The sequence below is a fragment of the Pseudomonas sp. P97.38 genome (assembly GCF_001269745.1).
GTDB lineage: Bacteria > Pseudomonadota > Gammaproteobacteria > Pseudomonadales > Pseudomonadaceae > Aquipseudomonas > Aquipseudomonas chlororaphis_E.
Genome location: NZ_LHVJ01000011.1, coordinates 328,237 through 349,624, shown reverse-complemented (window position 1 = coordinate 349,624; position 21,388 = coordinate 328,237). Strand labels below are relative to the sequence as shown.

Sequence of the window (21,388 nt, the reverse complement as noted above, 5' to 3'; positions counted from 1 at the left end):
TCGTACGAATGCCGGAGGGATAACAACAATGAACAAGCCCCTGCGTTTTGCCCTGAACCGAATGGTCGCGCCGCGCCTGTCGCTGCCGGCCTTCATCGACCTGGCGCTGGCGTTGAAGACCGATGCCATCGAAATCCGCAACGACCTCAAGGGCGTCGAGATCGAGGACGGCATGCCGCTGGCCCAGGTGCGTGCGCTGTGCGAGGCGCGCGGCATCAAGGTGTTGTCGATCAATGCCCTGTACCCCTTCGATGTGTGGAACGACGAACGCCGCGCCCAAGCCGTGCGGCTGGCCGACTACGCCCGCGAGTGCGGCGCCGAGGGGCTGGTGATGTGTCCGCTCAACGACCGCGCCGACCCGCGCAGCGAAGCGCAACGCGCGGCCGGCCTGCGCACCGCGTTGGGTGAACTGGCGCCGATCCTGCGGGCCTTCGGCATCTACGGTTTCATCGAGCCGCTGGGTTTCGAAGAATGTTCGTTGCGGCGCAAGGGCACAGCGGTGGCGGCGATCGAGGCGGTGGGCGGACTGGATGTGTTCCGCCTGGTGCACGACACCTTCCACCATCACCTGGCGGGCGAGCAGGCGTTCTTTCCCGAACTGACCGGCCTGGTGCACATCTCCGGCGTCGAAGACGCCCAGGCCCCGCTGGCGACGATCCGCGACGGCCACCGGGTGCTGGTGGGTGAAGCCGACATTCTCGGCAACGCCGCGCAGATCCAGGCGTTGCGGGCCGGAGGCTATGACGGCTACCTGTCCTTCGAGCCCTTCGCCGAGAGCATCCATGAATTGGCCGACATCCGCCAGGCGCTGGGGGCGAGTATGAGCCATTTGCAGAACCCGCAGGCCTGACACGATTGTTGGCCTGACGCAGATCCAAATGTGGGAGCGGGTTTGCTCGCGAAGGCGGTGGCACATTCAACTTCGAGTTCGCCTGGTACACCGCTTTCGCGAGCAAGCTCGCTCTCACAAGGATCTGCGCCAGCCGCCAGATTTTTGCATTCCAGGATAGGTGCAAGCATGACCACAACACGACTGACCATGGCCCAGGCCCTGGTGAAATTCCTCGATAACCAGTACGTCGAGGTCGATGGTGTCCAGAGCAAATTCGTCGCCGGGGTGTTTACCATTTTCGGCCACGGCAATGTGCTGGGGCTGGGCCAGGCGCTGGAGCAGGACGCCGGCGACCTGGTGGTGCATCAGGGCCGTAACGAGCAGGGCATGGCCCATGCCGCCATCGGGTTCGCCAAGCAGCACCTGCGGCGCAAGATCTACGCCTGCACCTCGTCGGTCGGCCCCGGTGCGGCGAACATGCTGACCGCCGCCGCCACGGCGACGGCCAATCGCATTCCGTTGCTGCTGTTGCCCGGTGACGTCTACGCCAGTCGCCAGCCGGACCCGGTGCTGCAACAGATCGAGCAGTTCCACGACCTGAGCATCAGCACCAACGATGCGTTCAAGGCCGTGAGCAAATACTGGGACCGTATCAACCGCCCCGAGCAACTGATGAGCGCCGCGATCCAGGCCATGCGCGTGCTCACCGACCCGGCCGAGACCGGCGCGGTGACCCTGGCGCTGCCCCAGGACGTGCAGGCCGAGGCCTACGATTACCCGGACTACTTCCTGCAAAAACGCGTGCACCGGATCGACCGTCGCCCGGCCACCGAGGCGATGCTCGACGACGCCCTGGCGCTGTTCAAGGGCAAGCGCCGGCCGCTGATCATCTGCGGCGGTGGGGTGCGCTATTCCGGGGCCAATGCCGCCTTGCAGGCGTTTGCCGAACGCTTCCAGATTCCGTTCGCCGAAACCCAGGCCGGCAAGAGCGCGGTGGTTTCCAGCCATCCGCTGAACGTCGGGGGCGTCGGTGAAACCGGTTGCCTGGCGGCGAACCTGCTGGCCGCGGAGGCGGATCTGATCATCGGCATCGGCACGCGCTACAGCGATTTCACCACCGGTTCCAAATGGCTGTTCCGCCAGCCGGGCGTGCAGTTCCTCAACCTCAACGTCAGCCCGTGCGATGCGGTGAAGCTCGACGGTGTGCAACTGCTGGCCGACGCGCGCGCGGGCCTGGAGGCATTGGCCGGCGTGCTCGGCGACTACCGCGCCGAATGGGGCGGGCAAGTCGCCGACGCCAAGGCCCGGTTGGACGCCGAGGTGGACCGGGTCTACCAGGCCGATTACCAGGTCGAGGATTTCGTCCCGGAGGTGCGCGATCACCTCGACCCGGCGGTGTTTCGCGAGTTCATCGAACTCACCGGCTCCTGCCTGACCCAGAGTCGCGTGCTGGGCACCCTCAACGAAAGCCTCGCCGATGACGCGATCATCGTCGCCGCCGCCGGCAGCTTGCCCGGTGACTTGCAGCGCAGTTGGCGCAGCAAGGGGGTGAACACCTATCACCTGGAGTATGGCTATTCGTGCATGGGCTATGAGGTGAATGCGGCGCTCGGGGTGAAACTCGCCGAGCCGGATAAAGAGGTGTACGCGCTGGTGGGCGATGGCTCCTACATGATGCTGCATTCGGAGCTGGCCACCTCGATCCAGGAGCGGCGCAAAATCAACGTGGTGTTGCTGGACAACATGACCTTCGGTTGCATCAACAACCTGCAGATGGGCAACGGCATGGACAGCTTCGCCACCGAGTTCCGTTTCCGTAATCCGGACACCGGCAAGCTCGACGGCGGTTTTGTCCCGGTGGACTTCGCCATGAGCGCGGCGGCCTACGGCTGCAAGACCTACAAGGTCCGCACCCTCGACGAACTGCACGCGGCGCTGGCCGATGCACGGTTACAGACCGTGTCCACCCTCATCGACATCAAGGTCCTGCCCAAGACCATGATCCATAGCTACCTGTCCTGGTGGCGGGTCGGCGTGGCGCAGGTGTCCACCAGCGCCCGCACCGACGCCGCCGCCAAGGCCCTCAATGAACGATTGGCCGAAGCTCGCCAATATTAACTGCCTCAACCGAATAAGGAGTTCCACATGTCTTTGAAACTGGGCGTCATTGGCACTGGGGCCATTGGCCAGGACCATATCCGTCGGTGCAGCCAGACCTTGCTCGACAGCCAGGTGGTGGCGGTGACCGACATCAACCTTGCGCAGGCGGCGAAGGTGGTGGCGGATCTGAACCTGACCGCCGAGGTGTACCCGGATGGGCATGCCCTGATCAAGGCGCCGGATGTCGAGGCGATCCTGGTCACTTCCTGGGGCCCGAGCCATGAGGAATACGTGCTGGCGGCGATTGCGGCCGGCAAGCCGGTGTTCTGCGAAAAGCCCCTGGCGGTTACCGCCGAAGGTTGTCGCCGGATCGTCGACGCGGAGGTGGCCCACGGCACACGCCTGGTACAGGTCGGCTTCATGCGGCCGTACGACGAAGGCTACCGGGCCCTCAAGGCGGTGATCGACAACGGTCAGATCGGCGAACCGCTGATGCTCCACTGTGCCCACCGCAACCCCAGGGTCGGCGAGAACTACAAGACCGACATGGCAATCACCGACACGCTGATTCACGAGCTGGATGTGCTGCGCTGGCTGTTGGCCGATGACTACGTTTCGGTGCAAGTGGTGTTCCCGCGCAAGACCAGCAAGGCCCTGGCCCACCTGCGAGACCCGCAGATCGTGCTGCTGGAAACCGTCAAGGGCACCCGCATCGACGTAGAAGTGTTCGTCAACTGCCAGTACGGCTACGACATCCAGTGCGAAGTGGTGGGGGAGACGGGCATCGCCAAGCTGCCGGAACCGTCCCAGGTGCAACTGCGCAGCGAGGCCAAGTTGTCCAACGCGATCCTGATGGACTGGAAAGACCGCTTCATCGCCGCTTACGACGTCGAACTGCAAGCCTTCATCGACGGCGTGCGCGCCGGCCAGGTGGGCGGGCCATCGGCCTGGGACGGATTCGCGGCGGCGGTGGCGGCCGATGCCTGTATCCAGGCGCAGCAGAGCGGGCAGATCGTCCCCATCGAATTGCCTGAGCGCCCGCGTTTCTACCGCTAACCCCAATCCTTGTGGGAGCGGGCTTGCTCGCGAAGACGGCGGCACATTCAATATTGATGTCGACTGACACTACGCCTTCGCGAGCAAGCCCGCTCCCACAGGGTCGATGTTTATCCAATGACTTTCAAGGGGGCTTCATGCGAATCGGATTGGTCGGCTACGGCAAGGGAGGGCGGTTTTTTCATGCGCCGTTGATCAGCAGTTTGCCGGGGGCGACCTTCGTCGGCGTGGTCACGCGCTCGGCCGAGCGGCGTGCGCAACTGGCAGGCGACTACCCGAACGCCCGCGCGTTCGACACGCTTGAACAAATGGTGGCGGCGGGGGTTGACGCGGTGGTGGTGTCCACGCCGTTGGACAGTCGTCCGGCGGTGGTGATGGAGGCCATCGAGCGCGGCGTGGCGGTGGTCAGCGACAAGCCGTTTGCCCGTGACGCGACCGAGGCCGAGGCGCTGGTAGTGGCGGCCGAGCGGGGGAAGGTGCCGTTGAGCGTGTACCAGAACCGTCGCTGGGATTCGGACTTCCTGACCTTGCGCAAATTACTGGCCTCCGGTGCCCTGGGCCAGGTCACCCGCTTCGAGTCCAGTGTCGAGCGTTACTCGCCTTCGTCGGTGGGTAAAGGCAGCGGCGGCGGATTCCTGCGCGACCTCGGCAGCCATCTGGCGGACCAGGCACTGCAACTGTTCGGGCCGGTGGCGCGAGTCTACGCCGAGCTGGATTACCGAACGCCCGGCCAGGTGTTCGACAATGGCTTCTTTATGTCTCTGACCCATGTCGGTGGGGTCGTTTCACACCTGAGCGGCCATTGCGTGCAAAACGCCCCGCGCCCGCGTTTTCGGGTCAGCGGCACCCACGGCTGCTACACCGTTGACGGCCTGGATGGCCAGGAGGCCCAGGCGCTGGCCGGATTGAGCCCGGCCAGCGCGGGCGAACGCTGGGGCGCCGAGGAACATCGGCGCTGGGGCTGGTTCGAGCACGGCAACGAGCGGGAGAGGGTGACCTCGGAACGCGGTTGCTGGATGACGTTCTACCAGCGCCTGCAAAGTGCCCTGCAAGGGGACGGGCCGTTACCGGTGCAGGCCCGCGATGCCCTGGCGACCACGCGCATTCTGGACGCTGCCCGGCAGAGTGCCGAGCAGGGGCAGGTGGTGATGCTGTCCCCGCCCGTGGGCCATGGAATAAAAAACGAATAAAATTCTAAAACAGGTTGATATGGAAAATATTTTCCAATAAAGTCATTTCCAGGTTGCCGACATCCGGTTCCCATCCGAGCAAGCAGGTCTTAAACGGGTAGGGGACTTCACAAAAACAAGAAGCACAGCCAGGTACCGTCGATGAAAACCTTCAGCCGCTCTGCGTTTCAATTGCCAAGCCTGTCCTCTGTCGTATCCCTCTTCGGGTCCCTGTGCATCCAGCGCAAGGGCGCCGTGGTCTGTTGCATCCCCGGCGCGCCCATCGTGCGTTTGCCGCGTTCCTGATCCGCTACGCCTTATCCATAAAACCAACAAAAAAGTGGAGAAAGACCGTTCATGAAGACCAAGACCCGTATCGCCTCGCTGGCCCTGTCATTGATGCTCACCAGCGGCGCAGCCCTGGCGGACCTGAAGATCGGCGTCAGCATGTCCCAGTTCGATGACACCTGGCTGACCTACCTGCGTGAATCCATGGACAAGAAAGCCAAGTCCCTGCCGGACGGCGTCAGCCTGCAGTTCGAAGACGCGCGCAGTGACGTGGTCAAGCAACTGAGCCAGGTGGAAAGCTTCATCAGCCAGAAGGTCGACGCCATCATCGTCAACCCGGTGGACACCGCCGCGACCCAGCGCATCACCAAGGCCGCCGTGGCCGCCGGCATTCCGCTGGTCTACGTCAACCGGCGCCCCGACGATCTGAAGCTGCCGGCCGGCGTGGTCACCGTCGCCTCGGATGACCTGGAGGCCGGGCGGATGCAGATGCAGTACCTGGCGGAAAAAATGGGCGGCAAGGGCAACATCGTGATCCTGCTCGGTGACCTCGCCAACAACTCCACCACCAACCGCACCAAGGGCGTCAAGGAAGTGCTGGCCAAGTACCCCGGCATCAAGATCGAGCAGGAGCAGACGGGCACCTGGCTGCGCGACAAGGGCATGACGCTGGTCAATGACTGGCTGACCCAGGGTCGCGAATTCCAGGCAGTGGTCGCCAACAACGACGAAATGGCCATTGGCGCCGCCATGGCCCTCAAGGGCGCCGGCAAGGAGAAGGGCAGCGTACTGATCGCCGGGGTCGACGGCACGCCGGACGGCCTGAACGCGGTGAAGAAAGGCGAGATGGCTGTCTCGGTGTTCCAGGACGCCAAAGGGCAGGCCGACGGCTCGATCGACACGGCGGTGAAGATGGTCAAGAAGCAGCCGGTTGAACCCGCCGTGTGGGTGCCTTATCGCCTGATCACCCCGGAAAACGTCGACCAGTTCAAGTGAGGCCTGCCGTCCCCGCGGTTCCACCACAATAATAAGCAGGCAGGGTCGCGTCATCGACCTTGCCGAGGGAGTACCTGATCATGTTCGCTTCAGCGACTGCTTCGAGCCCCCCGGCGATGAGTGTCCAGCCGGGCGTAATACCTGACGAACCGTACCTGCTGGAAGTCGTCAATGTCAGCAAAGGCTTTCCCGGCGTGGTGGCCCTGTCCGATGTGCAACTGCGGGTACGTCCAGGCTCCGTGTTGGCCCTGATGGGCGAGAACGGCGCTGGCAAATCCACCCTGATGAAAATCATCGCCGGCATTTACCAGCCCGACGCGGGTGAATTGCGCCTGCGGGGCAGGCCGGTGACGTTCGACACACCCCTGGCGGCCTTGCAGGCCGGGATCGCGATGATCCACCAGGAACTCAACCTGATGCCGCACATGAGCATCGCCGAGAACATCTGGATCGGCCGCGAGCAACTCAACGGCCTGCACATGATCGACCATGGTGAGATGCATCGCTGCACCGCCCGGTTGCTGGAACGCCTGCGTATCAACCTCGACCCCGAGGAGCAGGTGGGCAACCTGAGCATCGCCGAGCGACAGATGGTCGAGATCGCCAAGGCCGTGTCCTATGACTCGGACATCCTGATCATGGACGAGCCGACGTCGGCCATCACCGAAACGGAAGTGGCCCACCTGTTCTCGATCATTGCCGACCTCAAGGCCGAGGGTAAGGGCATCATCTACATCACCCATAAAATGAATGAAGTGTTCGCCATCGCCGACGAAGTGGCGGTGTTTCGCGACGGCGCCTACATCGGCTTGCAACGGGCCGACAGCATGGACGGCGACAGCCTCATCTCGATGATGGTCGGGCGTGAGCTGAGCCAGTTGTTCCCGGTGCGGGAAAAGCCCATCGGCGAGCGCGTGTTGTCGGTACGCGACCTGAGCCTGGACGGTATTTTCAAGGGCGTGTCCTTCGACCTGCACGCCGGCGAGATCCTCGGCATCGCCGGGTTGATGGGGTCGGGCAGGACCAACGTGGCCGAGGCGATTTTCGGCATCACGCCGGCGACGGGCGGTGAAATCCTGTTGGACGGCCAGCCGGTGCGCATCAACGACCCGCACATGGCCATCGAGAAAGGCTTCGCCCTGTTGACCGAGGATCGCAAGCTCAGTGGCCTGTTCCCGTGCCTGTCGGTGCTGGAAAACATGGAGATGGCCGTGCTGCCCCATTACGTCGGCAACGGTTTCATCCAGCAGAAGGCCCTGCGCGCCCTGTGCGAAGACATGTGCAAGAAGCTGCGGGTCAAGACGCCGTCGCTGGAGCAGTGCATCGACACCTTGTCCGGTGGCAACCAGCAAAAGGCGCTATTGGCCCGCTGGCTGATGACCAATCCACGCATCCTGATTCTCGACGAGCCAACCCGTGGCATCGACGTCGGCGCCAAGGCGGAGATCTACCGGCTTATCGCCTACCTGGCCAGCGAAGGCATGGCGGTGATCATGATTTCCTCCGAACTGCCGGAAGTGCTGGGCATGAGCGACCGGGTCATGGTGATGCACGAAGGCGACCTGATGGGCACCCTCGATCGCAGCGAGGCGAGCCAGGAGCGGGTCATGCAATTGGCGTCGGGCCTGTCCTGATGCAGCCCGTTCAAAAAATAAAGTCGAGCGCAATTGTGGCGAGGGAGCTTGCTCCCGCTGGGCCGCGAAGCGGCCCCGTTTTCTAGGGTTGCTTACACATCCCAAAAGCAATCCCCCTCGCCAAAGAACAAAAAAGGTGAATGGCTATGAACGCAATACTGGAAAACAAACCCGCCGCCGCACCGGCCAGGACGCGCCGACGCCTGCCGACGGAGCTGAGCATCTTCCTGGTGCTGATCGGCATCGGCCTGGTGTTCGAGCTGTTCGGCTGGATCATGCGTGACCAGAGCTTTTTGATGAACTCCCAGCGCCTGGTGCTGATGATCTTGCAGGTGTCGATCATCGGCCTGCTGGCCATCGGTGTGACCCAGGTGATCATCACCACCGGTATCGACCTGTCGTCCGGCTCGGTGCTGGCGTTGTCGGCAATGATTGCCGCCAGCCTGGCCCAGACGTCGGACTTCGCCCGGGCGGTGTTCCCTTCGCTGACCGACTTGCCGGCGTGGATCCCGGTGGTGGCCGGGCTCGGTGTCGGGCTGTTGGCCGGGGCAATCAACGGTAGCATCATCGCCATCACCGGCATCCCGCCGTTCATTGCCACCCTCGGCATGATGGTCTCGGCCCGTGGCCTGGCGCGCTACTACACCGAAGGCCAGCCGGTGAGCATGTTGTCGGATTCCTACACGGCCATCGGCCATGGCGCGATGCCGGTGATCATTTTCCTGGTGGTGGCGGTGATCTTCCACATCGCCCTGCGTTACACCAAGTACGGCAAGTACACCTACGCCATTGGCGGCAACATGCAGGCGGCGCGCACCTCGGGCATCAACGTCAAGCGCCACCTGGTGATCGTCTACAGCATCGCTGGGCTGCTGGCAGGATTGGCCGGGGTGGTGGCCTCGGCGCGGGCGGCGACCGGGCAGGCCGGCATGGGCATGTCCTATGAACTGGACGCGATCGCGGCGGCAGTGATCGGTGGCACCAGCCTGGCGGGTGGGGTAGGGCGCATCACCGGGACGGTGATCGGGGCGCTGATTCTCGGGGTGATGGCCAGTGGATTCACCTTTGTCGGTGTCGACGCCTACATCCAGGACATCATCAAAGGGCTGATCATTGTGGTGGCGGTGGTCATCGACCAGTACCGCAACAAACGCAAGCTCAAGCGTTAAACAGCCCTGTGCTGCGACAAAGCGCCACGCCTGACCCGCGTGGCGCTGCCATTTGTCTTCTTAATACAGCCATTGCAGCGAATTTCTTGTTATAAACGCACTCCGATGACCGCCGAAAGCGTGTCAGAGAACATTTCCAGGGGTTGTCGGACATTTTCCCTATGTTTTCGGTTGCTGAGGCCTCCACTCGGCCTTAGACTGCCGCCCCTCGTAAATTGAGTGCCGGGTGGCGCTTGGAATAGACGGCGCCTTCCTGACGAGCGTGGCAGCTGCGCTGCGGGACGCTCCATAATTCGCCTTAATGCACGTTTTTTTATAGAGATATCAATGACAAAGGAAAAGTTGCTGGCCATGCCGGCGGATGACTACATGAACGCCGAGCAGCTGGCTTTCTTCACCAAGCTGTTGCAGAACATGAAAGTCGAAACCCACGAGCGCATCGAACAGAACCGAATCGCCATTGAGAGCCTGGACACCCCGGCTGACCCGGCCGACGCTGCTTCCGTAGAAGAAGAGCGCACCTGGCTGGTCAACGCCATCGACCGTGACCAGCGCATGCTGCCGCAACTGGAGCAGGCCCTGGACCGCATCAACGACGACAGCTTCGGCTGGTGCGACGACAGCGGCGAGCCTATTGGCCTCAAGCGCCTGCTGATCAGCCCGACCACCAAGTACTGCATCGAAGCCCAGGAACGTCACGAGCAGATCGATAAGCACCAGCGCCAGGCCTGATCCCTTCTCTTGAAAGATCGCAACCGTGCGCCGCAGGTTGCGATCTTCGCTCAATATCTCACCCTCCCTGCCGTTGACCTGATGCAAGAACCGCGACTAATGGACCATGGATAATGGCCTCATAGTGGCGTTTAATGCGCTCATAACAACGATAAGCGTGGGTGACGAACATGGCGACAGAAGGATCTCTGGCGGGTGCGGTGCCGGCCTCGGTACCGGTGACGAAAGGCCTGGCACGCTGGCTGACGCCGACCTTGCAGAGCCTTGCCCTGACCTTGCTGTTGTGTGGCATGACCCTGGGCGGCTGGTCGCTGTACCTGGGCCTGCCGTTGGTGATGCTCATCGTCTGGTTGCCGCGCCTGCGCTCGCGGGTGGCCACGGTCCAGGCGCCGGCGACCGACCGGCTGTCCGAGCTGACTCGCGACTTGTCCTACACCACCAGTCATAACGCGCTGTCGGCCGCCGGTGTCGCCTATTCGGTCAAGCAACTGGCCGGCAAGGTCCAGTCGCAACTCGATGCGGCGGCGCGGATCGTCAGCAACGCCGAATCGATGATTGCCACCGAACAGGCGACTTCACACCTCAGCCAGCAAGCCCTGGGCGCCGCCAGCGAGGCCCATCGCAGCAGCGTGGCCGGGCGCAGCGAGCTGGTGGAGTCCATCAGTCGCATGCACCAGCTCAGCCAGCGGGCCAACGACAGTCGCGAGTTGATCGAAGCCTTGAGCGTGCGCAGCGATGAAATCCAGCGGGTCAGCCTGGTGATCCAGTCGATTGCCAGCCAGACCAACTTGCTGGCGCTGAACGCGGCCATCGAAGCGGCACGGGCCGGCGAGCACGGCCGCGGGTTTGCGGTGGTGGCCGATGAAGTCCGCGGCCTGGCCGGACGTACCGCGGCGGCGACCGGCGAGGTTGGGGTGATGGTCGCGGACATCCAGCAGCGCACGGCCCAGGTGGTGGAGCAGATCCGTCAACTGGCCGATGACCTGGACAGCGGCGTGCAGCAGGTCGAGCACACCGGCCAGCATCTGGAGAACATTGCCCGGCTCGCCGAAGGCGTGGAAACCCAGGTGGGCGCTATCGCCCAAGGCACCGACGCCAACCGCGAGCAGCTCGACAGCCTGTTCCATGCCATCGAGCAAATGCGCGGCGACCTGTCCATCAGCGACCAGCAGACCCAGCGCCTGGCCGAGGCGGCGGTGCAGATGGAGGGCCAGGCCGAATCCATCAGCGAGCGCCTGGCTGAGGTGGGCCTGGATGACTATCACCAGCGCGTCTATGACCTGGCGCGGGAAGGGGCGAGCCAGATCGCCGCGCAGTTCGAGGCCGATATCGACCAGGGCCGCGTCAGCCTGGATGACTTGTTCGACCGCAACTACCAGGCCATTCCCAACACCCAGCCCGCCAAGTTCCAGACCCGCTTCGATCGCTACACCGACCAGGTGCTGCCGCCGATCCAGGAACCGTTGCTCGCCCGGCACGAAGGCCTGGTCTTCGCGATCGCCTGCACCCAGCAAGGCTATGTGCCAACCCACAACAAGGTGTTCAGCCAGCCGTTGACCGGCGATCCCCAGGTGGACACCCTGAACAACCGCACCAAGCGCAAGTTCTCCGACCGCACCGGCATCCGCTGCGGCAGTCACCAACAACCGGTGCTGTTGCAGACCTACACCCGTGACACGGGCGAGCTGATGCACGACCTCTCCGTACCGATCATGGTCAAGGGCCGTCATTGGGGTGGGTTGCGGTTGGGTTACAAGCCTGAGAAAGCGCGGTAGAAGGACCGCCTGGATCTGGACTCGGGTACACACCCGTGGCGAGGGAGCTTGCTCCCGCTGGGCCGCGAAGCGGCCCCGTCATTGGCGGCTGCTGCGCAACCGGGCGGGAGCAAGCTCCCTCGCCACAAACCCGGTCGGTATTGAATGGGCTGGGGGTTATTTACCATCGTGCAAACGCACGTTCAGTTGGTCCACCAGGACCGCTTCTTCACCGTCGGCCAGCAGCCATTCACGCAGCAGGGCTTTCTGCTGATCCGACCAGAAGTCGGCCTCCACCAGCTTGATCTCCGGCGCCAGCGGGTGGGCCACGATGAAATCGTCGATGGCTTTGCCGCCCGAGGGCAGGCCGAGTTGGTCGAACAGGGTACTGAGCTCGTGGGAAGGCTGTTCCATGGGGTTCTCCTTTGGCGGGCGCCGTCATGACGCCTGGGTTGCTTCTTTCTATCAGAGACAAGCGAGCGCCAGGAGTTCGATCGACATCAGGCCTTCATGCACTCTGTTCGAGACGCCTGGCCAGGTAGCAGGCCTCGTTATGGTCAGTGCGGAAACCTCTTACACGCCCAGTCGATGTTTCTTCAATGTGAAAGAAACACTTTCCGGCCAGGACAACCCGATAACGCGGTTGAATCAACGAAATGGGCAGGCAATCGACACCGTCGAAGGTGTCGGCTGTGTCGACGACACAAGGGACGATAGGGGGCAGGAGCGGGATGAAAGTAGCCATGCGAATTCCTTTTCTATGGTTTACCGACGAATTGTCGAGTGCTGCGAGTAGTCTCCACGCCTTCGGCTGCTCTAGAATCGGCAGTGTCGTGTAGACGGCTGCGCCTATCTAAAGCAATTTTTTTTGGGCTCGATGTCAGAAAAATGCTTTTCTAAGTGAGAAATTTCCCTAAAGTTAGTCGTCCCACTTTTCCGATGCTCAGCGTGGCGTTTTCCTTCAGCCTCTGACGCCCCCTCGGGAAAGACGGCGAGCGCGGCAACCTTTAGTCTGCTCTCGGCCGGGGATGGGGTGCGCCGTTCATTTCGAATTTCAAAGACAGGTCCATTGCGACACTACAGTCGGCACGGGTTCTCGTGGTCCGTCCTTTTAGCGGGTGGGCCGTTTTCAAAGATGGGGATGTTTCCTTGGCAGTAAGTAATCTGGACATGCATGCGTTGTTTGTACTCGGTGACCTGCGGGCAAAACTGGTCAAACTGTTCCAGTCGCGTTTCGTCTACATCACCGAGCAGACCCCGGAAGGGATCTATGTCGCCGAAATCGACACCGAGTCGGCCCTGGTGGTCGATGACAAGCCCAGGCTCGAACTCAAGATCGGTGATCATTTTCGCGCGGCGGTGTTGCCCAGTCGTGAGGGCGGCAAGTTTGAAATCCGCTTTCGCGAAATCAAGTTGACGGTCTATGGCCTGGGTGACTATGCCTTCGTCACGACGCCCGCGGGCCATGCGATCCTGTTCAAGGAAGGCCATAGCGTGGTGACGGTGTTCGCCGCCCACGAACAATTGCAGGAAGGCCTGACCAAGACCCTGAAAGCCGTCACCGCCAAGGCCGCCAAATGGCGCAAGGGCGAGCTCGTGACCTTCAAGGCCAGCGAGTGATACGGCTTCACCGCTGAAAATGCCTCGAAAACCGTTTGCGCGGTGGCCATTGCACCTGGTTCGCTTGCAGTTTCTCAGGGGCCCGCTGGAACCTCGGCTACAGTCAATTGACTGAACTATTCAGAGGCTTGCGTTCGCTGACGCAGGGCCGTTCGGTTATGTCTGTATCTGGCACGAGGTGCAAAGCATGAAACGAGTTCGACAGTGGCTGGCTGCCTGGGCCACCTTGGCTGTGTTGGGGGCGCCGTTTCCGGCGTCGGCGGCTTCGGCACCGATCCACTTCGCCGACCTGAACTGGGAAAGCGGCAGCCTGATCACCGATATCCTGCGGATCATCGTCGAAAAAGGCTACGACCTGCCGACCGACACATTGCCGGGGACCACCATCACCCTGGAAACCGCCCTGGCCAACAACGACATCCAGGTCATCGGTGAAGAGTGGGCCGGCCGCAGCCCGGTGTGGGTCAAGGCCGAGGCCGAGGGCAAGGTGGTCGCCCTGGGCGATACGGTCAAGGGCGCGACCGAGGGCTGGTGGGTGCCCGAGTACGTCATCAAGGGCGACCCGGCCAAAGGCATCAAGCCCGTGGCGCCGGACTTGCGCAGTGTCCAGGACCTGGCGCGCTACAAACACGTGTTCAAGGACCCGGAGAGCCCGGACAAGGGGCGTTTCCTCAACAGCCCCATCGGCTGGACGTCCGAGGTGGTCAACAAGCAGAAGCTCAAGGCCTATGGCCTGACGGACAGCTATGTGAATTTCCGCAGTGGCTCGGGGGCGGCGCTGGACGCTGAAATCACCTCGTCGATCCGCCGGGGCAAGCCGATCCTGTTTTATTACTGGTCACCCACGCCCTTGCTTGGCAAGTTCAAGCTGGTGCAGTTGCAGGAGCCGCCGTTCGATGCCGAGGCCTGGAAAACCCTCACCGATGCCGACAACCCCAATCCGAAGCCGACCCGGTCCCTGGCCTCGAAACTGTCGATTGGCGTCTCCACGCCGTTCCAGCAGCAACACCCGGACATCGCCGAGTTCTTCGCCAAGGTCGATTTGCCCATCGATCCGTTGAACAAGGCCCTGGCAGACATGAGCGAGAAACGCACACCACCGCGCGAGGCCGCCGAAGCGTTCCTCAAGGCGCATCCGCAGGTCTGGCAGGCCTGGCTGCCCAAGGAGGTGGCGGACAAAGTCGCGGCCAGTCTCTAAAGAATGGCCAGCCGTTCGAACTCTTGATCCTGGGCAATGCGTCTTTCGCCGCAAACGGGCAGTCTGCGCCCGTCCGGCGAATTGCCAAATTCGAGCTAGGATGATTGTTCAACCTTTTTCAGGAGGCTGGCGAATGACCCTTTTCTTGGCTCGGTCGCTGGTCGCAGTGTTTGCGACCATCAGCTTGATTCACTTGTATTGGGCCCTGGGTGGGCGTTGGGCGGTTTTGGCGGTGGTGCCCCAGGTGCCGGCCAAGCACGGCGAGGCGCTGCGACCGGCGTTTGATCCGTCGGGCTGGTTGACGTTGCTGGTGGCCCTGGCGCTGCTGTTGATCGCCGTTCTGGTGAGCCTGCGCGGTGGCCTGTTGGCACCACCGGTCACGCACCGAGCGCTGCAATGGCTGATCAGCGCGATCGCCCTGCTGATGTTCGCCCGCGCCATCGGCGAGTCGGAGCTGGTGGGTTTCTTCAAGGAGTTCAAGGAATCGACGTTTGCCAGGCTCGACACCTGGATCTATTCGCCGTTGTGCGTGGTGCTCGGGGCCGGGCTGCTGGCGGTGGCGTGGGTCTGAGGACAAGGCTGTTGTGGCGAGGGAGCTTGCTCCCGTTGGAGGGCGTAGCCCTCCCAGGCGTCTGAGCGCATCACCGGGATAACCATCGGGGCCGCTGCGCAGCCCAGCGGGAGCAAGCTCCCTCGCCACAAACAGAGGTAAGTGAGCAGAGTTTGGCGGGCTGTTCAGTCGGTCCGGCGACTGCTCACCTCCGCTGGCACATCATCCCCAGCCATGCGTTTGCGAAACAGCGCCGCCCGGGCCAGCAGCAGGGTGGTCACCGGTACGGTGATCGACAGCAGGATCGGGATCAGCCAGGCGTGCAACACCGGCCCAGACTTGAGCGCCGAAAAGTACAGGATCGAGGCCAACGCCACGCACCAGGCCCCCAGGGTGGACGCCAGGGCCGGCGGATGCATGCGTTGGAAATAATCCTTCAGCCGCACCAGGCCGATCGCCCCGGCCAGGGCGAACAGGCTGCCGAGCACCAGCAGGATCGCCACCGGGATTTCGATCCACATCGATAATTCACCGTTCATTCGATCACCTCGCCACGCAGCAGGAACTTGGCCAGGGCAAACGAGCCGACAAAGCCGAACAGGGCGATCAGCAGCGCCGCCTCGAAATAGGTGTCACTGGCGTAGCGGATGCCCAGCACCAGCATCATCAGCATCGCCACGATGTACAGGTAGTCCAGGGCCAGGACCCGGTCCTGCGCCGACGGCCCCTTGAACAGCCGCAGCAGGGTCAGCACCATCGCCAGGGAAAACAGGAACAGGCTCAGGAGAATCGCGTTGGACAGCAACGGGCTCATTCGAAAATCTCCATCAATGGGCGCTCGTAGGTGGCCTTGAAGTGCGCGATGAAGGCCGCCTCGTCGTCCAGGTCGAACACATGCAGCAGCAGGATGCTGCGGTCCAGGGCCAGTTCCGACCAGACCGTGCCGGGCACCACCGTGGTGATCATCGACAGCGCGGCCAGGCCGTTGGCATCGTTCAGGTCCAGCGGCACCTTGACGAAGCGCGAGCGCGGCGGGCGGCGACTGGCGTTCAGCACGCCCCAGGCCACTGCGAGGTTGGACACCAGTACGTCGCGGCCCACCAGCAGGAACAGCCGCAGCATCACCCACGGTCGGCGGATGCGGATCGGTCGCGGGCGCAACGGGCGCATCATCAGCGGGGCCAGGAAGCCCAGCGCGGCCCCCAGCAACAGGTGGCCGGGGCTCAGGGACAGGTTCATCACCAGCCATAGCAACCAGAGTGCCAGGGACAGCCAAGGGGCAGGGAACAGGCGCTTCATGGCTGCACCTCCAGCGTCGCGGCGCGCGCTTCGGGGCTGGGGATGGCGCGGGTGGCGAGCACTGACATCACGTAATGTTCCGGGTTGTTCAGCGCCTCGGCAGCGGATTGGGTATAGCGCAGCAGCGGTTCGGCCTTGAAGGTCAGCGCGATGCCCAGGCCCAGCAGGACGATGATCGGCAGGCATTCGAAGGGCCGCAGCAACGGCGACGGTCGTTCCTGTGGCGTCCAGAAGCGTTGCACGCCCAGGCGCGAGAACGCGATCAGCGAGGCCAGCCCGGACAGGATCAGCAGCGCCAGCAGGCCCCACGCCTGGTTCGACACCGGCGTCTCGGCGCTGGCCCCCAGCCCTTGGGGATTGAGCAGGGCGCTCAGCAGGCCCAGCTTGCCGATGAACCCGGACAGCGGCGGCATGCCGATGATCAACAGTGCACAGAAAATGAAGCTCAGGCCGAGGAACGCCATGGTCCAGGGAATCACTTGCCCGACCACGGCTTTCTGCTCGTCATCGAGGTTGATGCCTTTGGGCGGCTGCAAGGATTCCAGCGGGCGCGGCAAGTTGTCGAAATCGTCTTCCAGGGCCAGTTCATTGGCCGAGCGCGAGCGTTCGATCAGTTCGGCCAGCAGGAACAACGCGCAGAGCGCCAGGGTCGAGCTCACCAGATAGAACAGCGCCGCGGCCACCAGGTTCGGTTGGGCGAAACCGATGGCCGCCAACAGGATCCCGGCCGAGACCAGGATGCTCAGGCTGGCCATGCGCTCCAGTCGCTGGGCCGCCAGGATGGCGATGGCCGCGCAGACGATGGTCGCCATGCCGCCGTAGATCAGCCAGTCGGCGCCGAAATACGCCGAGGCGCCGGCCTGGCCGGAGAACAGCAGGGTCCACAGGCGCAGGATGGTGTAGACGCCGACCTTGGTCATGATCGCGAAGAGCGCGGCCACCGGCGCACTGGCCGCGCTGTAGGCCGGCACCAGCCAGAAGTTCAGCGGCCACATGCCGGCCTTGGCCAGGAAGGCCACCGCGAGGATGCCGGCACCGGCGTGCAGCAGGCCGCGGTCGGCTTCCGGCACCAATGGCACCTTCAACGCCAGGTCGGCCATGTTCAGGGTGCCGGTGACACCGTAGATCAGCGCCGCACCGATCAGGAACAGCGACGAGGCCAACAGGTTGATGGAGATGTAATGCAGGCCCGACGACACCCGCGCCCGTCCCGAGCCGTGGAGCATCAAGCCGTAGGACGCCGCCAGCAGCACTTCGAAGAACACGAACAGGTTGAACAGGTCGGCTGTCAGGAAGGCACCGTAGAGGCCCATCAGCTGGATCTGGAAAAGCGCGTGGAAACTGGCGCCGGCGCGGTCCCAACGCGCGGTGGCGAACAGCAGGGCGCTGACGCCGATGATCCCGGTCAGCACCAGCATCAGCGCCGACAGGCGATCGACCACCAGGACGATGCCGAACGGTGCCTGCCAGTTGCCGGGCAGGTACACGCCAATGGAGGCGGGCAGGTCCTGGCCCTGGGTCCAGGCCAGCAGCATCACGGCGATGCCCAGGCCGAGCAGGCTGGAAAACAGGTTGATCCGCGCCTTCAGCGGGCGGTGTTTCTCGCCGAGCATCAGCATCAATGCCGCCGTCAGCAGCGGCAACAGGATCGGGGCGGCGATCAGATGGGGCGTCAACGTCATTCCCGGGGCTCCCGACCGTCCACATGGTCGGTGCCGGTCAGGCCCCGGGACGCGAGCAGCACCACGAGGAACAGCGCGGTCATGGCGAAGCTGATCACGATGGCGGTCAGGACCAGGGCCTGGGGCAGCGGGTCGGTGTAGTGCAACAGATCCTGGGGGACGCCGTCCTTGATGATCGGCTCCTTGCCGATGAACAGGCTGCCCATGCTGAAGATGAACAGGTTGACGCCATAGGACAGCAGGCACAGGCCCATGACCACCTGGAAGGTCCGGGGCCGCAGCACTAGCCAGACACCGGAGGCGGCGAGCACGCCGATTGCGATTGCGATGACTTCTTCCATCAGGCAGTGGCTCCTTTGAGAGGGGCGGCTTTGGCCTGCAGGCCCGGTTTGTGCGCGCGCACCGATTGGTGGGCCAGGGCGGTGAGGATCAAGAGGGTCGAGCCGACCACCACGGCGTATACGCCAATGTCGAAGAACAGGGCGCTGGCCAGGTGAATGTCACCCAGCAGCGGCAGGTCGAAGTGCCAGGTGTGCGTGGTCAGGAACGGGTAGCCGACGGCCATCGCCCCCAGGCCCGTGGCGGTGGCGAACAGCAAGCCGGTGCCCATCCAGCGCAACGGCCGCAGGCTCATCTGGGCCTCGACCCACTGGGTGCCGGCCACCATGTACTGGAGAATGAACGCCACCGACATCACCAATCCGGCGACGAAACCGCCGCCCGGTTGGTTGTGGCCACGCATGAACAGATAGAACGAAACCACCAGGGCAATCGGCAGCAGCAGGCGCACCAGCACCGACGGCACCATCATGAAGCCCAGCGCGGTGTCGCTGGCCTGGCGCGGGTTGACCAGGTCGGTGACCACGTCCGGCGCCAGCAGGCGTTGTTGCGCCGGCAACTGCATGCTTTCCTTCGGCGGGCGGAAACGTCGCAGCAAGGCGAACACCGCCAGCGCCACCGCCACCAGCACGGTGATTTCCCCCAGGGTGTCGAAGCCGCGGAAGTCCACCAGCATCACGTTCACCACGTTGCTGCCGCCGCCCTCGGGCAGGGCCCGGCTCAGGTAGAACGAGGAAATGTCGTTGGGCGTCTGGCGCGTCAGCATCGCGTAGGACAACAACGCCATGCCGCCGCCCACCGCGATGGATAGCAACAAGTCCCGCAGGCGGCGAATGCGTGCGCGGCGTTCGCTGTTGGGCAACGGCGAGGCGTCTTCGATCCGTCGCGGCAGCCAGCGCAGCCCGAGCAGGATCAACACCGTGGTCACCACTTCCACCACCAGTTGGGTCAGGGCCAGGTCGGGGGCGGAGAACCAGACGAAGGTCACGCAGGTCATCAGCCCGCAGACACTGACCATGGTCAGGGCCGCCAACCGGTGGTACTTGGCCTGCCAGGCCGCGCCCACGGCACAGGCGATCGCCAGCACCCACAGGGTGACGAACACGATGGAGCCGGGGATCTTCGGCCGATCACCCCAGACCAGCGAGCTGTGCAGCATCGGGATCAGCCCCGCCAGCAGCGCGGCCAGGACCAGCCAGAACAATTGGGCTTGCAGGCGACGGGTGCTGATCCGCCGCTCCAGGCGCCGGCCCTGGCGCATTATCAACACCAGGCAGCGCTCGAACAGGCGCTTGCCGCTGAGTCGGCCAATGAATGGCGGGTGCTTGATGTGCCCCAGCCTGAACTGATTGCGCAGCAGCAGGTACAGCACGATGCCGCCGGACATCGCCACCAGGCTCATGATCATCGGCGCATTGAGGCCGTGCCAGATCGCCAGGCTGTACTCGGGCAGCGTGCCGCCCACCACCGGCAATGCCGCCGCCGCCAACAGGGAACCGACCACCTGGGCCGGGAAAATCCCCACCAGCAGGCAGGTGAACACCAGCAGTTCCACCGGTGCGCGCATCCAGCGCGGCGGCTCGTGGGGGGTGTGGGGAAGGTCGGTGGCGGCGGGGCCGAAGAACACGTCCACGGTGAAACGCAGGGAATAGGCGACGCTGAAGGTCCCGGCGATGGTGGCGATGATCGGCAGCGCCAGTTCGACCCAGGCCGTGGCGGAAATGAACACCGTCTCGGCGAAGAACATTTCCTTGGACAGAAAGCCGTTGAGCAGCGGGACCCCGGCCATTGCCGCGCTGGCGACCATGGCCAGCGTCGCGGTGAACGGGATCAACCGGACCAGGCCGCTGAGCTTGCGGATGTCGCGGGTGCCGCTTTCGTGGTCGATGATCCCGGCCGCCATGAACAGCGAGGCCTTGAAGGTGGCGTGGTTGAGGATATGGAACACCGCCGCCACGGCCGCCAGCGGGCTGTTGAGGCCCAGCAGCAGGGTGATCAGCCCGAGGTGGCTGATGGTGGAGTAGGCCAGCAGGCCCTTGAGGTCATTCTGGAACATCGCGCAATAGGCGCCCAGCAGCAACGTACAGGCTCCGGCGCCGCCGACGATGTAGAACCATTCTTCACTGCCCGACAGCGACGGCCATAGGCGCGCCAGCAGGAACACCCCGGCCTTGACCATGGTGGCCGAGTGCAGATACGCCGACACCGGCGTGGGCGCGGCCATGGCGTGGGGAAGCCAGAAATGGAAGGGGAATTGTGCGCTTTTGCTCAAGGCGCCGATCAGGATCAGCGCCAGCAGGATGGGGTAGAGGGCATGGGCCCGAATCAGTTCGCCGGCGGCCAGGACCTTGTCCAGGTCATAGCTGCCGACGACATGGCCGAGCAGCATCACCCCGGCCAGCAGACAGAGGCCGCCGGCCCCGGTCACCATCAAGGCCATGTAGGCGCCACGGCGGGCATCGGCGCGATGGTGCCAGTAGCCGATCAGCAGGAAGGAAAAGAGGCTGGTCAGTTCCCAGAAAAACACCATCTGGATCAGGTTGCCAGAGATCACCAGGCCGAGCATGGCGCCCATGAACGCCAGGAAAAACGCGAAGAAGCGCGGCACCGGATCGTCCGGCGACATGTAGTAGCGCGCGTACAACGACACCAGCGTACCGATGCCCAGCACCAACAATGAAAACAGCCAGGCGAAGCCGTCCAGACGCAGGGCGAAGTCCAGGCCCAGGCTCGGCAGCCAGGAATAGGTCTCGCGGATCACACCGCCGTCGGCGATCTGCGGGTACAACAAGGCCACCTGCACGGTGCCGACCAGGGCCACGAGGCCTGCCAGCAGCGATTCGGCGTTACGGGCGTTATGCGGCAGCAGTGCCGCGACACAGCTGCCGATGAAGGGCAAAAGCAATAGAACTATCAGTGACATAGGCTTCTATTCGGCGGTAGGTTCTCAAGGATCATACGTGCCCTGAC

20 protein-coding genes are annotated in these 21,388 nt (G+C 63.6%); 12 read left to right on the top strand and 8 right to left on the bottom strand.

What is annotated here, in order from left to right; genetic code table 11:
• The first annotated feature begins 28 nt into the window (after window positions 1-28).
• The 9 genes from AD664_RS07025 to AD664_RS06985 all read left to right on the top strand — a co-directional run bounded on the left by AD664_RS07025 (window position 29) and on the right by AD664_RS06985 (window position 11,751).
• Complete coding sequence (locus AD664_RS07025) at window positions 29-850, top strand: TIM barrel protein (protein ID WP_053145432.1); 822 nt, start codon at window positions 29-31, stop codon at window positions 848-850.
• 168 nt (window positions 851-1,018) lie between these two features.
• Window positions 1,019-2,950 (top strand): 3D-(3,5/4)-trihydroxycyclohexane-1,2-dione acylhydrolase (decyclizing), encoded by a 1,932-nt coding sequence (gene iolD / locus AD664_RS07020; protein ID WP_053145430.1) that lies wholly within the window; start codon window positions 1,019-1,021, stop codon window positions 2,948-2,950.
• Between the two features lie 27 nt (window positions 2,951-2,977).
• Window positions 2,978-3,988, top strand: coding sequence for a Gfo/Idh/MocA family protein (locus AD664_RS07015; protein ID WP_053145426.1), 1,011 nt, complete (start codon window positions 2,978-2,980; stop codon window positions 3,986-3,988).
• 137 nt (window positions 3,989-4,125) lie between these two features.
• Window positions 4,126-5,178, top strand: coding sequence for a Gfo/Idh/MocA family oxidoreductase (locus AD664_RS07010; RefSeq protein WP_053145424.1), 1,053 nt, complete (start codon window positions 4,126-4,128; stop codon window positions 5,176-5,178).
• Between the two features lie 336 nt (window positions 5,179-5,514).
• The gene (locus tag AD664_RS07005; RefSeq protein ID WP_042731371.1) at window positions 5,515-6,441 is read left to right on the top strand and encodes a sugar ABC transporter substrate-binding protein; all 927 of its coding nucleotides are present in this window, start codon (window positions 5,515-5,517) and stop codon (window positions 6,439-6,441) included.
• An 80-nt stretch (window positions 6,442-6,521) separates the two neighbouring features.
• Window positions 6,522-8,075 carry a sugar ABC transporter ATP-binding protein gene (locus AD664_RS07000; RefSeq protein WP_053145422.1) on the top strand — a complete coding sequence of 518 codons (1,554 nt, stop codon included), beginning with the start codon at window positions 6,522-6,524 and terminating at the stop codon, window positions 8,073-8,075.
• 146 nt (window positions 8,076-8,221) lie between these two features.
• On the top strand, window positions 8,222-9,244 hold the full coding sequence (locus AD664_RS06995) for an ABC transporter permease (protein WP_042731369.1): 1,023 nt from the start codon (window positions 8,222-8,224) through the stop codon (window positions 9,242-9,244).
• Window positions 9,245-9,571: 327 nt separating this feature from the next.
• Window positions 9,572-9,976 (top strand): TraR/DksA C4-type zinc finger protein, encoded by a 405-nt coding sequence (locus tag AD664_RS06990; protein WP_003202859.1) that lies wholly within the window; start codon window positions 9,572-9,574, stop codon window positions 9,974-9,976.
• A gap of 170 nt (window positions 9,977-10,146) precedes the next feature.
• Complete coding sequence (locus AD664_RS06985; protein ID WP_047738869.1) at window positions 10,147-11,751, top strand: methyl-accepting chemotaxis protein; 1,605 nt, start codon at window positions 10,147-10,149, stop codon at window positions 11,749-11,751.
• Window positions 11,752-11,907: 156 nt separating this feature from the next.
• Here the strand turns inward: AD664_RS06985 and AD664_RS06980 are convergent, their stop codons facing one another.
• The gene (locus tag AD664_RS06980) at window positions 11,908-12,144 is read right to left on the bottom strand and encodes a DUF2789 family protein (RefSeq protein WP_053145420.1); all 237 of its coding nucleotides are present in this window, start codon (window positions 12,142-12,144) and stop codon (window positions 11,908-11,910) included.
• 94 nt (window positions 12,145-12,238) lie between these two features.
• Complete coding sequence (locus AD664_RS28140) at window positions 12,239-12,475, bottom strand: hypothetical protein (protein WP_371260948.1); 237 nt, start codon at window positions 12,473-12,475, stop codon at window positions 12,239-12,241.
• Window positions 12,476-12,900: 425 nt separating this feature from the next.
• Here AD664_RS28140 and AD664_RS06970 point away from each other — a divergent pair, with 425 nt between their 5' ends.
• The 3 genes from AD664_RS06970 (at window position 12,901) to AD664_RS06960 (ending at window position 15,119) form a co-directional block, all read left to right on the top strand.
• Entirely contained in the window at window positions 12,901-13,350 is a 450-nt protein-coding gene (locus AD664_RS06970; RefSeq protein ID WP_053145419.1) for a hypothetical protein, read from the top strand.
• A gap of 187 nt (window positions 13,351-13,537) precedes the next feature.
• The gene (locus AD664_RS06965) at window positions 13,538-14,548 is read left to right on the top strand and encodes an ABC transporter substrate-binding protein (RefSeq protein ID WP_047738866.1); all 1,011 of its coding nucleotides are present in this window, start codon (window positions 13,538-13,540) and stop codon (window positions 14,546-14,548) included.
• Window positions 14,549-14,681: 133 nt separating this feature from the next.
• Window positions 14,682-15,119, top strand: a complete 438-nt coding sequence (locus tag AD664_RS06960) for a DUF3995 domain-containing protein (protein ID WP_042730573.1) — start codon at window positions 14,682-14,684, stop codon at window positions 15,117-15,119.
• 164 nt (window positions 15,120-15,283) lie between these two features.
• Here AD664_RS06960 and AD664_RS06955 read toward each other — a convergent pair whose 3' ends face one another.
• Genes AD664_RS06955 through AD664_RS06930 form a run of 6 tightly spaced genes read right to left on the bottom strand, consistent with a single transcriptional unit; the run spans window position 15,284 to window position 21,341 of the window.
• Window positions 15,284-15,637: a Na+/H+ antiporter subunit G gene (locus AD664_RS06955; protein ID WP_053145418.1), complete on the bottom strand. Its 354-nt coding sequence runs from the start codon at window positions 15,635-15,637 to the stop codon at window positions 15,284-15,286.
• Entirely contained in the window at window positions 15,634-15,912 is a 279-nt protein-coding gene (locus AD664_RS06950; protein WP_024780040.1) for a K+/H+ antiporter subunit F, read from the bottom strand. The genes AD664_RS06955 and AD664_RS06950 overlap by 4 nt, the downstream gene beginning before the upstream one ends.
• Window positions 15,909-16,397 (bottom strand): Na+/H+ antiporter subunit E, encoded by a 489-nt coding sequence (locus tag AD664_RS06945; protein WP_053145417.1) that lies wholly within the window; start codon window positions 16,395-16,397, stop codon window positions 15,909-15,911. The genes AD664_RS06950 and AD664_RS06945 overlap by 4 nt, the downstream gene beginning before the upstream one ends.
• Window positions 16,394-18,079 carry a monovalent cation/H+ antiporter subunit D gene (locus AD664_RS06940; RefSeq protein WP_053145415.1) on the bottom strand — a complete coding sequence of 562 codons (1,686 nt, stop codon included), beginning with the start codon at window positions 18,077-18,079 and terminating at the stop codon, window positions 16,394-16,396. Before AD664_RS06940 ends, AD664_RS06945 begins: the two co-directional genes overlap by 4 nt.
• Window positions 18,076-18,420 carry a Na+/H+ antiporter subunit C gene (locus tag AD664_RS06935; protein WP_003180540.1) on the bottom strand — a complete coding sequence of 115 codons (345 nt, stop codon included), beginning with the start codon at window positions 18,418-18,420 and terminating at the stop codon, window positions 18,076-18,078. Before AD664_RS06935 ends, AD664_RS06940 begins: the two co-directional genes overlap by 4 nt.
• Window positions 18,420-21,341: a monovalent cation/H+ antiporter subunit A gene (locus tag AD664_RS06930; RefSeq protein ID WP_053145413.1), complete on the bottom strand. Its 2,922-nt coding sequence runs from the start codon at window positions 21,339-21,341 to the stop codon at window positions 18,420-18,422. Before AD664_RS06930 ends, AD664_RS06935 begins: the two co-directional genes overlap by 1 nt.
• Window positions 21,342-21,388 lie beyond the last annotated feature (47 nt).

Bases quoted from the DNA above. Each gene is read 5' to 3' on its own strand.
- AD664_RS07025 (WP_053145432.1), top strand. From the start codon at position 29: ATGAACAAGCCCCTGCGTTTTGCCCTGAACCGAATGGTCGCGCCGCGC.
- iolD (WP_053145430.1), top strand. From the start codon at position 1,019: ATGACCACAACACGACTGACCATGGCCCAGGCCCTGGTGAAATTCCTC.
- AD664_RS07015 (WP_053145426.1), top strand. From the start codon at position 2,978: ATGTCTTTGAAACTGGGCGTCATTGGCACTGGGGCCATTGGCCAGGAC.
- AD664_RS07010 (WP_053145424.1), top strand. From the start codon at position 4,126: ATGCGAATCGGATTGGTCGGCTACGGCAAGGGAGGGCGGTTTTTTCAT.
- AD664_RS07005 (WP_042731371.1), top strand. From the start codon at position 5,515: ATGAAGACCAAGACCCGTATCGCCTCGCTGGCCCTGTCATTGATGCTC.
- AD664_RS07000 (WP_053145422.1), top strand. From the start codon at position 6,522: ATGTTCGCTTCAGCGACTGCTTCGAGCCCCCCGGCGATGAGTGTCCAG.
- AD664_RS06995 (WP_042731369.1), top strand. From the start codon at position 8,222: ATGAACGCAATACTGGAAAACAAACCCGCCGCCGCACCGGCCAGGACG.
- AD664_RS06990 (WP_003202859.1), top strand. From the start codon at position 9,572: ATGACAAAGGAAAAGTTGCTGGCCATGCCGGCGGATGACTACATGAAC.
- AD664_RS06985 (WP_047738869.1), top strand. From the start codon at position 10,147: ATGGCGACAGAAGGATCTCTGGCGGGTGCGGTGCCGGCCTCGGTACCG.
- AD664_RS06980 (WP_053145420.1), bottom strand. From the start codon at position 12,144: ATGGAACAGCCTTCCCACGAGCTCAGTACCCTGTTCGACCAACTCGGC.
- AD664_RS28140 (WP_371260948.1), bottom strand. From the start codon at position 12,475: ATGGCTACTTTCATCCCGCTCCTGCCCCCTATCGTCCCTTGTGTCGTC.
- AD664_RS06970 (WP_053145419.1), top strand. From the start codon at position 12,901: ATGCATGCGTTGTTTGTACTCGGTGACCTGCGGGCAAAACTGGTCAAA.
- AD664_RS06965 (WP_047738866.1), top strand. From the start codon at position 13,538: ATGAAACGAGTTCGACAGTGGCTGGCTGCCTGGGCCACCTTGGCTGTG.
- AD664_RS06960 (WP_042730573.1), top strand. From the start codon at position 14,682: ATGACCCTTTTCTTGGCTCGGTCGCTGGTCGCAGTGTTTGCGACCATC.
- AD664_RS06955 (WP_053145418.1), bottom strand. From the start codon at position 15,637: ATGAACGGTGAATTATCGATGTGGATCGAAATCCCGGTGGCGATCCTG.
- AD664_RS06950 (WP_024780040.1), bottom strand. From the start codon at position 15,912: ATGAGCCCGTTGCTGTCCAACGCGATTCTCCTGAGCCTGTTCCTGTTT.
- AD664_RS06945 (WP_053145417.1), bottom strand. From the start codon at position 16,397: ATGAAGCGCCTGTTCCCTGCCCCTTGGCTGTCCCTGGCACTCTGGTTG.
- AD664_RS06940 (WP_053145415.1), bottom strand. From the start codon at position 18,079: ATGACGTTGACGCCCCATCTGATCGCCGCCCCGATCCTGTTGCCGCTG.
- AD664_RS06935 (WP_003180540.1), bottom strand. From the start codon at position 18,420: ATGGAAGAAGTCATCGCAATCGCAATCGGCGTGCTCGCCGCCTCCGGT.
- AD664_RS06930 (WP_053145413.1), bottom strand. From the start codon at position 21,341: ATGTCACTGATAGTTCTATTGCTTTTGCCCTTCATCGGCAGCTGTGTC.